The organism is Pseudarthrobacter sp. NBSH8, from assembly GCF_014217545.1.
In the GTDB taxonomy this organism is placed as follows: domain Bacteria; phylum Actinomycetota; class Actinomycetes; order Actinomycetales; family Micrococcaceae; genus Arthrobacter.
The window spans coordinates 3494711-3510239 of record NZ_CP043178.1; the positions used below are offsets into that span (position 1 = coordinate 3494711).

Sequence of the window (15529 nt, forward strand, 5' to 3'; positions counted from 1 at the left end):
GGGCCAGGCGATGCGCCTGATCCCTCCACTCTTTAAAGCTTAGTCAGCTCAAGCCCTGGCAGCCTTGCCCGGCAGTGCCAGCTTGAAGACCTTCGCCCAGGACGATCCCACCTGCTTCAGCAGCGGACCCGTGGTGTACTTCAGGCCGTAGCGCTGGCAGATCTCGCGTACCCGCGGCGCGACCTCTGCGTACCGGTTGGACGGCAGGTCCGGGAACAGGTGGTGCTCGATCTGGTGCGACAGGTTGCCTGTCATCAGGTGCATGAACTTGGAACCGGAGATGTTGGCGGAACCGATCATCTGCCGGACGTACCAGTCACCGCGGGTTTCGCCTTCCACCATTTCCTCTGTAAAGGTGTCAGTGCCTTCCGGGAAGTGACCGCAGAAGATCACGGCGTGCGCCCACACGTTGCGGACGGCGTTGGCGGTCAGGGTGCCGTAGAGCGCCTGCTTGCCGGAGCCGGTGAGCATGGCGACGGCAGGAGTGGCGGCGTAGTCCTTGGTGAACTGGGTGACCACCTTGCGGCCCAGGGCCTTAAGGTCCTTGACGAGCGCTTCCTTGGACTTCTTGCCTGCCTGGTACTCAGCAAGCTCGAGGTCGTAGATGGCGATGCCCCATTCGAACAGCGGGGAAAGGATGGCGTTGTACAGCGGGTTGCCCAGGTTGTGGGGCTGCCACGGCTGGTCCTCGTCCATGCGCAGGAGGTTGTACCCGACGTCGTTGTCCTTGCCCACCACGTTGGTCCAGCGGTGGTGGAGGTCATTGTGTGTGTGCTGCCAGGCGCGTGAGGGGGTGACGAAGTCCCACTCCCACGTGGTGGAGTGGATGTCCGGGTCCCGCATCCAGTCCCACTGCCCGTGGAGGATGTTGTGGCCGAGTTCCATGTTTTCCAGGATCTTGGCGAAACTGAGCAGCGTGGTGCCGGTGACCCAGGCTGCCTTGTTCTTGCTGACCAGCAGTGCCGCGCGGCCGGAGATCTCCAGCCCGCGCTGGATCTTGATCATGCGCCGGATGTAGGCGGCGTCGGTGGCACCGCGCTTGGCCAGGATTTCGTCGCGGATCGCGTCGAGTTCACGGCCCAGCTCAGCTACCTGTTCGTCCGTAAGGTGCGCTGCGGCAGGAGGACGGACCAGCGGGCTGCCGGACTCGGCCAGCGCGCCGGGGCGCGTCTTTGCCGCTCCGGTGGGGGCGGTCTTGCCTTCGGAAACTTTCTTGCTTTCTGAAACTACTGACATGCGGTATTGCTCCTCAGAGTTCGAGGTTGACGGGTCCGGCGGCTGCCGAGACACACGTTTGGATCAGTTGGCCGGGTTCACCGTGGACCTCGTTGGTGCGAAGGTCACGGACCTGTCCGGCCAGGAGCGGGGTCAGGCAACTGTGGCAGATTCCCATCCGGCAGCCGCTGGGCATTAGCACCCCGGCGTCCTCGCCGACGTCGAGCAGCGGAGTATCGCCGTCGGCGTCAATCTCCCGGTCCGACGCCTCAAAGGTGACCAGGCCGCCGTCGTGCCCCACACCCCCGGCGAAGGTGGTGTTGAACCGTTCAATCATCAGGTTGCCGGGATCGCCGGCGAGGGCAACATCGGAACCGGGGGCGCCGGCTGTGAGGGACGCCTGCTTCCACAGGGCCTCGGCGTCGTCCAGGAAACTGTCCGGCCCGCACGCGTACGCGGCCCGTTCCTTCCAGTCCGGGCAGATCTCATCGAGCTCGGCCGTGTTGGTCAGGTCCATCCGGCCCTGTTCGCCGGTGTACCAGTGGGCCAGCCGGAAGTTGGGGAACTGGTCAGCCAGTTCGGCGAGTTCCTCGCGGAAGAGGCTGTCGCCGGGCGTGCGGGCCGAGTGCACCAGCACGACGTCGGCATCCGGGCGGCGCGGAACAAGGGTGCGGATCATAGACATCACCGGAGTGATGCCGCTGCCGGCGGTGATCATCAGCAGCGGCCGGGGGTGCTCGGGAAGGACGAAGTCGCCCTGCGGGGGTGCCAGGAAAAGGACATCACCAGGTTTGGTGGTCCGGACCAGGGTTCCGGAGACTGCGCCGACGTCGGTGACAGTGATGGCGGGGTCCTTGCCGGCGGGGGCGCTCAGCGAATAGGAGCGCCAGTGGCGGACGCCGTCGAGCTCAACGCCGATGCGCGCCCACTGGCCGGCCAGGTGCGAATGCCAGCCGCGGCCGGGACGAAAGAAAATGGTGGCCGACTGCGCCGTTTCCTGGACCACGCGGGTCACCACTCCGCGGAGTTGGCGCGCGGAGAAGACAGGGTTGAAGAGCGCCAGAATATCTTCCGGTGCCAATGGCGTGGTCAGTACGGAAGCCGCCTGTGCCAGCTGACGTAGCCGGATCATGCAGTAAAACCTAAAGCGGCGCGAGCCATATTTCTCTCTCCTGACCGTTCCGCAGTCACGCAGTAAAATGGGGCGCTTAGCCCCCTAAGCCCGCTACAAGCCTAACGGCTGTGGCTTATGGATGGTTCCTTGAGCAATATTAATAAGGATACTGACTAATTTCCACTGCAGGTCACGCGAATGGCCAGACCGACGGCGGGGACGGTTGTCAGCGGCTCTCCCGGTCCTCGAATTCCTCGTCGAGGTCATGGTGCCTGAACTCCGTCTCCGGATTCGGTTCGCCCTCGGCCACGTACTCATAGTCCAATTGACGCTGCACCTGGCTGTCCAGAACCTGCAGTTCCCGGTCCGGGATGCTGGAAAGATCATCCGGGAACTCGTCTTCCGGTGTCAGGTGTAGTTTTTCGGACATGGTGAGCCTCTCTGGGCCGTCAGGGATAACTGGGCCTCAATGGCCCGCACCTTCTTAGGATATTCCCTTCCGGGCGGATCACCCAGCGGAATCGGCGCCGGATCAGGAACGTGCCGGGCTCCAGCCGACGGCGGGCGCAATGTACCGGGCGATGTTTCCCAGCATTTTGGCATTGCAGTCAACACCCAACTGGTTGGGCACCGTCACCAGCAGCGTGTCCGCGGCCTGCACCGCGGCGTCGGCGGCCAGCTGTTCGGCCAGCACATCCGGGGCGCCGGCATAGGCAGGATGCTCCGGCTGACGGAGACACGCGGCCGGTGGCCGTGCCCAGCCATGGCCCCAGTGGCCGAACGAAAGGAATCCGATGCGTTGCATGTATGGCCCAACCTCCCCACGGCTGGCAGCATTCCCGGCTGGCCTTGACTGCCGGCGTTCAGCCCCCGAACGTCAGACCATCGGCAGCAGGAAGCCCGCGATAAGCGCCACGGCACCGATCCCGGTGAGCACCCGGCCAAGCAAGACGGCGGTCCGCCCCGCCGCTTCGGGCGCTGCGGTCTGCCACTGCGTGGGGCGCTTGGGGTGGTAGTAGATCGGCAGGGTGTCGCCCACGGCCAGTTCTTTGATGTCGTGGGGCGACATCGGGGCGTGGTGAACCTGGTACTTGCGGTCAAACCAGCGGAAGCCCGTTCCGGTAGCGTCCGCATAGACCACTGCTTCCGCAATGTTCCAAGGGTGCACAAACCGCCGGAGGATGCCCGAGTAGAACAGCAGGGCAAGCCCCGGCGGAAGGCACAGCCAGGTCATCATTTCCAGAATGGGACCTGCCATTTCAAGCGCAGTGGGCATAGCAATGATGCTACCGGGAGTTCCGACCCCCAGCGTGAGCCTGCCCGGCGGAATCAGCCGATGGGCTCGGCCATCTGCTCCACCATGTACTGGGCATCCACGGTGGATCCGGTCACAGGGTCTGTCATCTCCACTTTCCAGCTGCGGGCGAACTGGTTCACGCCGCTGGTCATGGCTACCGTGCCGGAAATAAGGACCGTCCCCGGCTCATTCAGGCCGCGCTCGGTCAGCACGTCCAGCCAGTAGTCCGGGGTCAGCAGGGCTTCCAGCGAACTGTCCTGGATCAGGGTGTCCGGGGTTTCGCCCTCCCCCACCCAGCCCTTCAGCGTGATCTGGTCCAGGTGACCGCGTACGTCGTCCAGCCGCCACGCCTTGCGGCCCAGGACGTCCGGGCTGGCATTCTTGCTCCAGGCCACCCCATGGACCTCGAGCTCGCGGTCCGTGTGGTCGCACGCGACGGTCAGCAGCACGCCGTCGTCCGTGATGGCAAGCGCCCATTCGGCTTCCCCGGAGGTCCGGGCATGCTGCACGCGGACTTCGGAAACCTGCTGCGCCAGGTACGGCGAGACCGGATACAGCGCCGGCGTGGTGGTGGGGCCCGGAACGCCGAGTTCGGCCAGTTCGGCAATGTGGGCCTGCACTTCCTCCTTTTCCCGCCCTGCGTAACCGGCGTTCAGGAGGTGCTTGACCTGGACTGTGCGGGTGCTGCCGTCGGGAAGTTCGAAGCTCAGAGTCGTCATGTTCTGTCCATCCTTTGCGTGTCCTGCTGGAGAAATTTACACACTGGAAACCGGAGATGGTGGCCAATGTACATCCAGTATGCGTAATGTATACATTTAACGCCAGCGTGACAGGCGTCACCCGTAAACATCTCCTGGAGGTCAACACCCATGGCTAACGTCCCAGTTCCGGCTTCCGGCGCAGCGCCGCGTCCGGACAAGCCGATTCACCCCAAGGGCCTGTATAAGGCCTTCGCCGCCAGCCTCACCGGCACCGCCCTTGAGTGGTACGACTTCGCCGTCTACTCGGCCGCGGCCGCCGTCGTATTTCCCCTGGTCTTCTTCCCGTCATCCGATCCCCTGACCGGCACCATCCTGGCCTTCTCCACATATGCGGTGGGCTACGTGTCCCGGCCTATCGGCGGCATCATCTTCGGCCGGCTCGGTGACCGGATCGGCCGCAAGAAGGTCCTGGTGACCACCCTGATGATCATCGGCGTGGCCACCGTCCTGATCGGCGTGCTGCCAGGCTACGCAACTATCGGCATCGCGGCCCCGATCATCCTGGTGCTGCTGCGCTTCGCCCAGGGCGTGGGCGTCGGCGGCGAATGGGGCGGCGCCGTGCTGCTCTCCAGTGAATACGGCGATCCCCACCGGCGCGGTTTCTGGGCCTCTGCAGCCCAGGTGGGCCCGCCCGCCGGCAACCTCATGGCCAACGGCGCCCTGGCTGTCCTGACCCTCACTCTCACCGAGGAGCAGTTCATCGGTTTCGGCTGGCGCATCGCGTTCCTGGTCTCGGCCCTGCTGGTCGGTTTCGGCCTCTGGATCCGCCTGAAGCTGGAAGACACCCCCATCTTCAAGGCCATCGAAGCCCACGGAGAACAGCCCAGCGCCCCTGTCCGCGAGGTCTTCAGCAAGGAACTCCGGCCCCTCATCGCCGCCACGCTGTGCCGGGTGGGCCCGGACGTGCTCTACGCCCTGTTCACCGTTTTCACCCTCACCTACGGCATCCAGGCCCTCGGCTATGAACGCAGCCAGGTGCTGACGGCAGTCCTGATCGGCTCCGCATTCCAGCTGTTTATGATCCCGCTGGCCGGCGCTGTGTCCGACCGGTTTAACCGCCGCCTGGTCTACGGCACCGCAGCGGTGGTGGGCGCTGTGTGGACCTTCGTCTTCTTCGGCGTCCTGGGCGCCGACAACGAGCCGATGCTCATCATCGGCATTGTGCTCGGCCTTATGGCGCACTCATTTATGTACGGCCCGCAGGCTGCCTTCATCGTGGAACAGTTCTCACCCCGGCTCCGCTCCACCGGCAGCTCACTGGCCTACACCTTCGCCGGTGTGATCGGCGGCGCCATCGCTCCCCTGATGTTCACTCTGCTCCTGGCCCAGTTCGGCACCTGGATTCCGGTGGCGATCTACGTGACCGTGGCCGCGGCCGTCACAGCCGTGGGCCTGGCCCTCGGCCGCGACTCCAACGTTGTGGAGGACGAAGACTTCCGCTTGCTGCTGGAAGGATCCGCGGCAGCGCGCCAGCAGTACGCCAACTAGCAAGCTCAACTGACGAAGCCAGCTATGCCGGCCGGAGTTTTTGTCCACATAATGCACACAAAACGCCTTTTACCTCGCGTTATGTGGACAAAAACTCTCCATCAGGCGCGGAGCAGGATATCCCGGGTGACGGCCAGGTGATGGTCAATGGCCTCCTGCGCCTTGGCGGCATCGCCGGACACCAGGGCATCGAGGATGTCCTGGTGTTCGGCGCACACCTGTCCGCGCCGGTCACCGGTGCGGAACAGGGCAGCGACGCCCACCAGGATCTGCCGGACATGCAGCTTGCTGTACGTTCGGGAGATGAGCTCATTGCCCGCGGCGTCGATCAGCAGCTGATGGAAGAGGGTGTCCAGTCGGATGAACTCCTGCGCAGCGTCCGCATTCAGCTCATGTGGAAGCTGGGCCTGCTGGTCGAGGGTGTCCTGCATGGTTTCCGCAGGAACGCGGCGCTGTTCGATCACCAGGCGGGCGGCATGGCTTTCCAGCACACCCCGGAGCTCCATAAGTTCCGACATTTCGCGGCCCGTTACCGGCGGAACATAGGCACCGCGCTGCGGAATCAGTTCCACCAGGCCGTCGGAGACGAGCAGCAGGAGCGCCTCCCGGACCGGAGTTCGCGAGACGCCGATCTCCGCGGCCAGCTCCTGCTCGTTCAGGAACTTCCCCTGGACCTCCGGGTCAATCAGGATGTTTTCCCGCAGGTACGCGTACGCCTTCTCGCGGCCGGACGCCGACGTCGCCGAACTTTTTCGCATACATTATGTATACAACAGACTGGAGTAATTTCATGCGTTTAGCAGTGGCCCAAATCATCTCCGGCGCCGATCTGGCCGCCAACCTGGAGCTAATCCGAGACTACGCCACGCGGGCCAAAGCCGCCGGAGCCGAGCTCGTGGTGTTCCCGGAAGCCGCCATGCGCGCCTTCGGCAACAGCCTGACGGACATTGCCGAGCCACTGGACGGGCCATGGGCCGCCGCCGTCCGCGGCATTGCCCACGAGCTGGACATCACTGTGGTGGCGGGCATGTTCACCCCGGGCGGGGGCGGCCGGGTGCGGAATACCTTGCTGGTCACCGGCCCGGGCGCCGAGACCTCCTACGACAAGATCCACCTCTTTGATGCGTTTGGTTTCGCCGAGTCCGATACCGTCGACGCCGGAACAGCCCCCGTGACCTTCGAGGTGGGCGGCACCACTTTCGGTTTGGCCACCTGCTACGACGTGCGATTCCCGGCACTGTTCACGGCCAACGCCAAAGCCGGCGCCCAGGTCAACATTGTCTGCGCCTCGTGGGGGGCCGGCGAGGGCAAAGCTGAACAGTGGGACCTCCTGGTCCGCGCCCGTGCCCTGGACAGCACCACCTTCGTAGTGGCCAGCGGTCAGGGAGATCCGGCGAGCGTCGGCATCGCCTCCGCCGGCAAGGCTCCCACCGGCGTGGGCCACAGCGCCGTCATCTCTCCCCTGGGTTCTGCCCTGGTGGCCCTCGGCGGCAAACCGGAACTCGCCGTCGTCGACATTGACCAGTCCGTCGTAGCAGAGGTCCGCGGCAAACTGCCTGTCCTGGCTAACGCCCGGACCTTCTGACCCCGCGGGCCGGCCCGGCGAATTCTCCCCGCGAGGGCCGGCCGCAAGAGCGGTGAGTCGCCGTTCATTTTCAGGAAACGTTGCCCTTTTCAGCGCCCGACGGCGACTTCTCACCACGTGCGCGCACCGCCGCCCGCCGTCGCTGGCACCAAGGGCGCAAGGCTTCCTGCCGGAGCGTCATTCAACAGGTTCTGTTTACACGCCGGAAACATCACGGTCATGCGATCTTCACGAAAGACGCCGGTCCGTAACCTGTCCGCAACTTAGCGAAGTGCAAACGGAAACACGCGGCGGCAAATATTGATCGGAGGGATACGCGGGACACCTATGAGAAGTCCCCGTATTCAGGATCAATGAAAGGGACCCACCGGTGGAGATCACTGCGCAACACGTCTGGATGATGATCGCGGCGGCAATGGTGCTGCTTATGACACCCGGACTCGGTCTTTTCTATGGCGGCATGACGCGTGCCAAGGCAGCACTGAACATGATCATGATGAGCTTCATCTCTGCCGGCATCGTGGGAGTTGTGTGGGTCCTGTGGGGTTATTCCATGACCACCGGCGACGGAATCCTCGGCATTTTTGGCGACCCTTTCGCCAACTTCGGGCTGCAGAACCTCATGGGCTCCCCTGACCTCATCAAAGCCGGTTTCAGCGCCACCTTCGCCATCATCACCGTGGCCCTCATCAGCGGCGCCATCGCGGACCGTGCCAAGTTCAGCGCGTGGGCAGTGTTTGTGCCACTGTGGGTCACGCTGGTCTATTGCCCCCTGGCCTACATGATCTGGGGCGGCGGGCTCATGAGCGCCGGCGGAGCCATCACCGAGGTCTTCGGCCAGGTCATCGACTTCGCCGGCGGTGCAGTGGTGGAGATCAGCTCGGGCACGGCGGCCCTGGTCCTTGCCCTGGTGGTTGGCCAGCGCCACGGCTTCGCCAAGGATCCCAGCCACCGCCCGCACAATGTCCCCTTCATCATGCTCGGCGCGGCCATCCTGTGGTTCGGCTGGTTCGGGTTCAATGGCGGCGCCGCCACCACCGCGGAGCAGGCCGGCCTGATCTGGATCAACACGCTGGTTACCCCGGCCGCGGCCATGCTCAGCTGGCTGCTGACGGAGAAGATCCGCCACGGCCACCCCACGTCCCTGGGCGCAGCCTCCGGTGTTGTGGCCGGCCTGGTGGCCATCACACCGTCCTGCGCCAACATCAGCCCAGTGGCCGCCATCGGTTTGGGCCTGGTGGCCGGTGCAGCCAGCTGCGTGTTTGTTGACCTGAAGTACCGGTTCGGCCTTGACGACTCCCTGGACGTGGTGGGAGTACACCTCGGCGCCGGGCTCATCGGCACACTCGCCCTGGGCTTCATCGCCCTCCCCGTGGACGGCCAGGGCGGCGGCCTCTTCTACGGCGGCGGACTCCAGCAGCTGACGGCTCAGGCCGTAGCGGTACTGGTCACCGTTGCCCTCTCCGGTGGTGTGACCCTGGTGATCGGCCGGGCCATCAACAAGACCATCGGGTTCCGGGTGAGCCACGAAGCCGAGATGGTAGGCGTGGATCTTTCCGAGCATGCCGAGAGCGCCTACGCCTTCGGTGGGCTTGGCAGCCACTTCAACCCGCTGGTCCGCCGGACCTCGGAACCTGCTGCGGCTCCCGCTCCCGCGCCCGCAAAGGAAGACACCTTCGCCTAAGGACTAGGGGCTACTAAACGCCTTCTGACGCCTCCGGCCGGGCCCGCTCAGTATGACCTGGGCGGGCTCAGTCGGCCAGGATCTGGTAGAGCGCGCGGCGGGTTTCGTCGAGCTTTTCCACCGCGGCATTGCGCTGTTCTTCCGTGGCGGCCGTGCGGAACTGATGAATGACCCCCATCAGCTTGCCCACACTCTGGTGGAAGGCCGGCCCGGATCCTTCCGCATCGCTGTTCCACGCATTCTCCAGCTCTTCCGCATGCTCGGCCACATAGGCCTTGCCCGCATCGGTGAGGGTGAAGTCGGTCCGCCGGCCCTCGCTGAGGGGCTCAATCAGGTCCTCGTCCACCAGCTGCTGCAGCGTCGGGTAGATCGACCCCGGGCTGGGCCGCCATGCCCCTGACGTTTTCTCCGCGATGGTCTTGATCAGGCCATATCCGTTGGAGGGGGCCTCGGCCAGGAGCGACAGGATGGCCCACCGGACATCACCCCTGCTTGCCCGCCGGGGACCCGGCCCGAAACCGTGACCAAACCCGCCCCGCGGCCCAAAGCCCGGGCCGAATCCTCCCCCGCGGTGCCCGTGTGGTCCGCGCCTGCCCCTGCCGCGCTCAAACCGTCCCCGCCCGAACGGCGGTTCCAAAAACTTGTCGTCGTGAATGCCTTTCATGGCGGCATCGTCCCTTCCTATTTCTTGTTGAATGGTTATCGGTCAATCACTCACCGACACTTAACGATATATCGGTATGTATCGCGAAACGAGGCCCGGAACGAAAGTACAGGGCGTAAAATACCGGCTTGGCATCAGTTGATCCCATATCTGGATGCAACAGGTCCCGGCGGCGTATCCTGTTCACACGTCGCGAGCTTGAGGGCTGAACAATGGCGCAGCAAAAGAAACGCAGGCACCGGTTGGCCGCCACCCTGGGAGGGGTCATCGGATTCTTCGCGGCGAGCGCCATGTGCGGCGTCCTGGCCGCAAGCCTGGTGGTCCCTGCGGTTGCGACGGTGGGCTTCGGCGTCAGCACCTCCATCAGCTACTTTGAAAATCTCCCCACGGAACTGATCGTTGCGCCGCCGTCGCAATCCACCAAAGTCCTCACCTCAGACGGCCAGCCAATCGCCACGTTTTATACCGAGAACCGGATCAAGATCCCCCTGGACCGGATATCCCCCTATGTCCGGGACGCCATCGTGGCCATCGAGGACAGCAGATTTTATGAGCACCCGGGCATAGACGCGCAAGGGATCCTCCGTGCCGCGATCTTCAACCTGACGCAGAAGGGCAAGCAGGGCGCCTCCACGATCACCCAGCAGTACGTCACCAACGTGATCAATGAGTCCTTTGTGTCCCAGGACAAGACCGACGAGGTGATCCTCAGCGGCCAGAAGAGCGTCGGGGACAAGCTCCGCGAGATGAAGCTGGCCATCGCACTGGAGAAGAAATTCAGCAAGGACCAGATCCTCGAGGGCTACCTGAACATCGTGTTCTTCAACCGCGAGGCCTACGGAATCGAGGCGGCGGCACGGTACTTCTTCAGCACCACGGCGGCCGATCTCACGCTGCCGCAGGCCGCCCTGCTGGCCGGGTTGGTCAACAGCCCCAGCTACTACAACCCCGCGGTCAATCCGGAGCAGGCCGCGAGCCGCCGGAACCAGGTACTTTCCGAAATGCTGGCCAAGAACAAAATCACCCTGGCGGACCACGACGCCGCCACGGCGACGCCCATCGAGCTGAAGCTCAGTCCGGGGAAGCAGGGCTGCGCTCACGCCCTGATGGCGCCGTACTTCTGCGACTACATTTCGCATCTGATCCTGAACAACCCGGCCTACGGCACCACCTTGATCGAGCGCGAGCGGAAGCTGTACCGCGGCGGGCTCACCATCGTCACCACGCTGGACAGCCGGCTTCAGGCGGCGGCCCAGGCGCAGGTGGACGCCACCGCCGGGGCGAATCCTGACCGCTGGGGCGCGTCCCTGGTGACGGTCCAGCCGGGCACCGGGAAAATCCTGGCAATGGCGCAGAACACGGTGTTCCTGCCTGCCGAGGGCAGGTTCGACACGCAACTGAACTTCAACGTGGACTCCCGCGATCCGCAAGGCAATGACCTCAACGGGGCGGGCGGTTTCCAGCCAGGCTCCACCATGAAGCCCTTCACGTTCGCAGAGTGGCTGAACGAGGGTAAGCCGCTGACAGGGATGGTGGACGCCTCCCGGCGGGTGTATCCGCTGGGCTTCCCGTGGCGCTCCAGCTGCGGAAAGGTGCTGGGCGCCTACAGCACAGCGCAGAACAACCCTGAGCTGGGCGCCGCCGATGACCTGCAGAATTCGGACGAGGGCTACTACCGCTCCATGCCCGTGAACTACGGGTTGTACAACTCGATCAACACGGCTACCTTCGCCTCGGCCACCCAGCTCGATTTCTGCGGCATCCAAAAGATGGTGGACGCCGTGGGGCTGCACAGCGGACTCGATGGCGCCCAGATCAACATGCATCAGCTGGGCAATCTGCTCGGCGCCATCGGCGTCGCCCCGGTCCACTTGGCCAATGGTTTCGCCACCTTCGCCAATGACGGCCGGTACTGCTCCCCCATTGCCGTGCTTGAGGTCACGGAAGTGTCGGGTGGGAAGCTCCCGGGCCAGACCAGCGAGTGCCGTGACGCCGTCAAACCGGAGGTTGCCCGAGGCGTCAATGCCGTGCTCCAGGACGTGCTGAAGGTTGGCTCCGGCGTGTGGATCAACCCCAAGATCCACACACTGATGCCCGTTGCCGCCAAGACCGGCACCTCGAACAACAACGGCTCCACCTGGGTGGTGGGCTACACCTCGGGCCTGGCTACAGCCTCCTTCTTCGGCGATGCACTGGAAGGCCAAAACCGCCCCGGCCAGAACGTCACCATCAACGGCCAGTTCTACCCCCGCCTTGACGGCTACATGATCGCCGGGCCGCAGTGGGTCAACTACATGCTCCAGGCCGCCCCGCTCTACCCGGCAAACCCGTTCCCCGCGCCACCGGCTTCCATGGTGGCCCCGCCGAAACCGACTCCCGCTCCGGCCGCGCCGAGGCCTGCTCCCGCACCAGCCCCAGCACCGGCCCCCGCGCCGGTTCCCGTGCCAGAGCCACCTCCTGCACCTGAACCCGCGCCGGTCCCGCCCGCGGCTGCCCTACCGCCGCTGCGCGAGATTCCGGGCCTTCCGCCTGCGAACGGTCTCCCGGGAGGCAGACCCTGAGAACCGACGACGGCGGGTGGCGCCGCCGTCGTGCGTTCTCCTAAGTGGTACCGCGCCGGAGCCGCTGCCACCACGGACGCTTCGGTTCCGGTTCGGGCGGTGCGTCTTGTGCGGGGGCGGAACGGCGTTCGCGCCAGCGCGCCACCTCCGTTTCGACGTCGCGTGTTTTGGTGATGACGGGCGGACCGCCCTGGAGCTGGCGCCGGGCGTCGACCACCCGGGCGTTGAAGTGGGCGAGGATGTCCCGGACCTGTTTTTCGGTGAACTGGGCATCCAACCGCCCATCCAGTTCGGCGTCTTCAGTGCGGAGCATGATGGCTTTAGGCCCCAGCCCGCTGATGTTCTCGCGCTGGATGAGGCCCTTGACCCACCAGTCGGGATCGTAGGCCTCCCCCAGCCCGGGGATCGGCTTGCCGGCGTATTTGAGGTTGTCGAATTTGCCCTGCGCCATGGCGTCCCGGATCAGGTACTCCGCCCGGCGGGCATCGTCCACCTTTTTGCGAATATCCCGGTCCTTGGCCTCGGCGGCCTCGAGTTCGGCCTCTTCCTCGGCGCTGATCCCGGCTCCGCGGTAGGACCGGAGCTCGGCAGCCCGTTCCATCCGGCGCCTGAAGGCACTCTCGCCGCCCATGATCAGTCACCGCCTCCTCGCTCGTCCCGTTCCTCTCAGACTTCCAGTATTCAGAAGGCCGGTGCAGGTTTCAACGAGGGCCACTCGCGGCGGGCACCAAGCTTATTGGAGCCCCAGGGCCGGCAGCTCCGTGCCCGAGACCACAACGGCGCCGCTCGCGGTCGAATCCGGGTTCAGCATCCAGCCCACCCGCTTGGCGGTGTTCAGGATCACGACGCTCTCCACGAGCTCGATCTGCGGGATGCGTTGCTGGAGGGCCAATTCAGCGTTCATCACATCGGCCAGCGAATGCAGCCACATGAGGATGACAAAATTTGTGCTCCCTGTGGTGGACGCGCTGAGCCGGACAGTGCGGAGGCTGCGGAGTTCGGCAGCAGCGGCCTCGTGCTGGCCCGCCGGCACTTTGACGAACCACTGGCAGCTCACTGGATAGCCGGAGAGCTTCTGGGCAATTTCACAACGGAAGGAAAGCAGCCCGCTTGCCAGCACCCTGTTGAGCTGCCGCTGAACTGTCGCCGGGCTCCTGCCCAGGCTCCGGGCGAGCTCCGCGGCGCCCGCGCGCCCGTCCCGGGCAAGGAACGGGATCAGATCCAGGTGGCTGGGCGGCAGCGGAGCTCCGGTCATCGGGGCCGCCGAAGCGGTGGCCGCCGGACCGGCCAAGGCCTTAAGCGCATTTTGCTTCGTCTTGTCCAAAATGTTGAGCCGCCACGCATAGCCACTGGAATGCAGTCGGGTGCACAGCGAGGTCCGGTACTTCAGCAGTCCGGGGATCTCCTTGAACCGAGGAAGCACCTCCTCCGTGAACCGGGCCAAGGTCGGCGCTATGACCGTCAGCATAAGATCCCGGTTGCTTCCAGCTTCCTCCACCGTGACCACTTCGGGGATTGCCGCAAGCGCCGCGGTCACCTCGTCCCGCTGCCGCATTTCGCAGTCCACGTCCACCAACGCCAGGCACATCTGTTTGGGATCGCCAATCAGGTGGGCCGTCGTCCAGGCCGCCCCGGCCAACTTCAGCCTGTCCCAGCGTGCGGCCAGCGTTGTGGCGTGCACTCCCAGCACCGTGGCAGCATCCGACCAGCTGATCCGCGGTGCAATCTGCAGCGCGTTGATCAGCGCCAGGTCTTCCTCGCTTAGCACCATTTCGCCAACCTCCACGCTTCAGTGAATGAATCCTGCCATTTCAATCATACTTTTGCTTTTTTCCAGCTATTTCGGCACTTGTGAACCTCATCACTTCACAATGGAAGCGGGTTACTGACCAAACGTTCAGAAATTAGGAGAGCATATGTCGATCACCACCGACGCCAGGGAACTCCAGGACGAGATCGCCCGGTTCCGCCACGAGCTGCATCAGGAACCGGAGATCGGACTGCACGTCCCCCGGACCCAGGAAAAGGTCCTGAAAGCCCTGGACGGCCTGCCGTTCGAGATCACCCTGGGCGAGAGCACGACGTCGGTCACCGCGGTTCTGCGCGGCACCGCAACGCACGCATCGGCAACAAAACCGACGGTCCTCCTGCGTGCCGACATGGACGGCCTCCCCGTCCAGGAACGGACCGGCGTCCAGTTCGCGTCCAAGATCGACGGCGCCATGCACGCGTGCGGCCACGACCTCCACACCGCCATGCTCGCCGGCGCAGCCACGCTCCTGGCCGAGCGCCGGGATCAGCTGGCCGGCGACGTCGTGCTGATGTTCCAGCCGGGCGAGGAAGGCTTTGACGGGGCGGGCCACATGATCCGCGAAGGCGTGCTGGACGCGGCCGGGCGCCGGGTTGACGCCGCCTATGGGATGCACGTGTTTTCCGCTTTGGAACCGCATGGCCGGTTCTGCACCAAACCCGGCGTGATGCTGAGCGCCTCGGACGCCCTCACCGTCACGGTTCTGGGCGCCGGCGGCCATGGTTCGGCCCCTCACACAGCCAAGGACCCCGTCACGGCGGCCGCCGAAATGGTGACCGCCCTGCAGGTCATGATCACCCGCCAGTTCAACATGTTCGATCCCGTGGTCCTGACGGTGGGTGTCCTCCACGCAGGCACGAAACGAAACATCATTCCGGAATCGGCGCGCATCGAAGCCACCATCCGAACCTTCTCGGATGCCTCCCGGGAGCGGATGATGTCCGCCGTTCCCACCCTGTTGAAAGGCATCGCCGCAGCCCACGGCCTCGAAGTGGACGTTGACTACCGCCACGAGTACCCGCTCACCGTCAACGACGACGACGAAACACGCACCGCGGAAAAGACCATTGAAGACCTCTTTGGACACTCGCGCCTCACCCGCTGGGCCACTCCACTCAGCGGATCCGAGGATTTTTCGAGGGTGCTGGCGGAGGTGCCCGGGACGTTTATCGGGCTCAGCGCCGTCGCCCCTGGCGCCGACCACAACGAAACCGCGTTCAATCACTCCCCCTACGCCGCCTTCGACGACGGCGTGCTGTCCGACGGAACCGCGCTCTACGCCGAGCTGGCCGTCGCCCGCATCGCGGCACTTGCCGTCGCCAACTGACCCTTCCCTCACCCTTTGGAGCA

At 64.8% G+C, this 15529-nt stretch carries 14 protein-coding genes and 1 pseudogene; 5 read left to right on the plus strand and 10 right to left on the minus strand.

Annotated features, from left to right (window positions below; all coding sequences use genetic code 11):
• Nucleotides 1–48: 48 nt before the first annotated feature.
• From FYJ92_RS16210 to FYJ92_RS16235, 6 genes and pseudogenes are all read right to left on the minus strand, one after another.
• Nucleotides 49–1236 (minus strand): acyl-CoA desaturase, encoded by a 1188-nt coding sequence (locus FYJ92_RS16210; RefSeq protein WP_185261607.1) that lies wholly within the window; start codon nucleotides 1234–1236, stop codon nucleotides 49–51.
• Nucleotides 1237–1249: 13 nt separating this feature from the next.
• A complete protein-coding gene (locus FYJ92_RS16215; protein ID WP_185261608.1) occupies nucleotides 1250–2347 on the minus strand; it encodes a ferredoxin reductase in 1098 nt (365 codons plus the stop codon).
• A gap of 208 nt (nucleotides 2348–2555) precedes the next feature.
• Nucleotides 2556–2759, minus strand: coding sequence for a hypothetical protein (locus FYJ92_RS16220; RefSeq protein ID WP_185261609.1), 204 nt, complete (start codon nucleotides 2757–2759; stop codon nucleotides 2556–2558).
• Nucleotides 2760–2861: 102 nt separating this feature from the next.
• Nucleotides 2862–3044 (minus strand): annotated as a pseudogene (locus FYJ92_RS16225) (LLM class flavin-dependent oxidoreductase); the annotation flags it as partial.
• 162 nt (nucleotides 3045–3206) lie between these two features.
• The gene (locus FYJ92_RS16230) at nucleotides 3207–3605 is read right to left on the minus strand and encodes a DUF3592 domain-containing protein (protein WP_185261610.1); all 399 of its coding nucleotides are present in this window, start codon (nucleotides 3603–3605) and stop codon (nucleotides 3207–3209) included.
• Nucleotides 3606–3658: 53 nt separating this feature from the next.
• Nucleotides 3659–4345 carry a DUF2848 domain-containing protein gene (locus tag FYJ92_RS16235; RefSeq protein WP_185261611.1) on the minus strand — a complete coding sequence of 229 codons (687 nt, stop codon included), beginning with the start codon at nucleotides 4343–4345 and terminating at the stop codon, nucleotides 3659–3661.
• A gap of 150 nt (nucleotides 4346–4495) precedes the next feature.
• Between FYJ92_RS16235 and FYJ92_RS16240 the strand changes: the two genes are divergently transcribed.
• A complete protein-coding gene (locus tag FYJ92_RS16240) occupies nucleotides 4496–5875 on the plus strand; it encodes an MFS transporter (RefSeq protein ID WP_185261612.1) in 1380 nt (459 codons plus the stop codon).
• A gap of 101 nt (nucleotides 5876–5976) precedes the next feature.
• Here the strand turns inward: FYJ92_RS16240 and FYJ92_RS16245 are convergent, their stop codons facing one another.
• Complete coding sequence (locus FYJ92_RS16245; RefSeq protein ID WP_185261613.1) at nucleotides 5977–6633, minus strand: GntR family transcriptional regulator; 657 nt, start codon at nucleotides 6631–6633, stop codon at nucleotides 5977–5979.
• A gap of 32 nt (nucleotides 6634–6665) precedes the next feature.
• Between FYJ92_RS16245 and FYJ92_RS16250 the strand changes: the two genes are divergently transcribed.
• Entirely contained in the window at nucleotides 6666–7460 is a 795-nt protein-coding gene (locus FYJ92_RS16250) for a carbon-nitrogen hydrolase family protein (RefSeq protein ID WP_185261614.1), read from the plus strand.
• A gap of 370 nt (nucleotides 7461–7830) precedes the next feature.
• Complete coding sequence (locus FYJ92_RS16255; RefSeq protein ID WP_185261615.1) at nucleotides 7831–9144, plus strand: ammonium transporter; 1314 nt, start codon at nucleotides 7831–7833, stop codon at nucleotides 9142–9144.
• Nucleotides 9145–9211: 67 nt separating this feature from the next.
• Here FYJ92_RS16255 and FYJ92_RS16260 read toward each other — a convergent pair whose 3' ends face one another.
• Complete coding sequence (locus tag FYJ92_RS16260) at nucleotides 9212–9808, minus strand: PadR family transcriptional regulator (RefSeq protein WP_185261616.1); 597 nt, start codon at nucleotides 9806–9808, stop codon at nucleotides 9212–9214.
• A gap of 212 nt (nucleotides 9809–10020) precedes the next feature.
• On the opposite strand from FYJ92_RS16260, the gene FYJ92_RS16265 reads away from it, so the two are divergent.
• A complete protein-coding gene (locus FYJ92_RS16265) occupies nucleotides 10021–12369 on the plus strand; it encodes a transglycosylase domain-containing protein (RefSeq protein ID WP_185261617.1) in 2349 nt (782 codons plus the stop codon).
• Between the two features lie 40 nt (nucleotides 12370–12409).
• On the opposite strand, the gene FYJ92_RS16270 is transcribed toward FYJ92_RS16265, so the two are convergent.
• Together FYJ92_RS16270 and FYJ92_RS16275 are read right to left on the minus strand one after the other, a co-directional pair.
• Nucleotides 12410–13000 (minus strand): DUF1992 domain-containing protein, encoded by a 591-nt coding sequence (locus FYJ92_RS16270; protein ID WP_185261618.1) that lies wholly within the window; start codon nucleotides 12998–13000, stop codon nucleotides 12410–12412.
• Between the two features lie 102 nt (nucleotides 13001–13102).
• Entirely contained in the window at nucleotides 13103–14140 is a 1038-nt protein-coding gene (locus FYJ92_RS16275) for an Lrp/AsnC family transcriptional regulator (RefSeq protein ID WP_185261619.1), read from the minus strand.
• A 145-nt stretch (nucleotides 14141–14285) separates the two neighbouring features.
• On the opposite strand from FYJ92_RS16275, the gene FYJ92_RS16280 reads away from it, so the two are divergent.
• Entirely contained in the window at nucleotides 14286–15506 is a 1221-nt protein-coding gene (locus FYJ92_RS16280; protein ID WP_185261620.1) for a M20 family metallopeptidase, read from the plus strand.
• The last annotated feature ends 23 nt before the right edge of the window (nucleotides 15507–15529 follow it).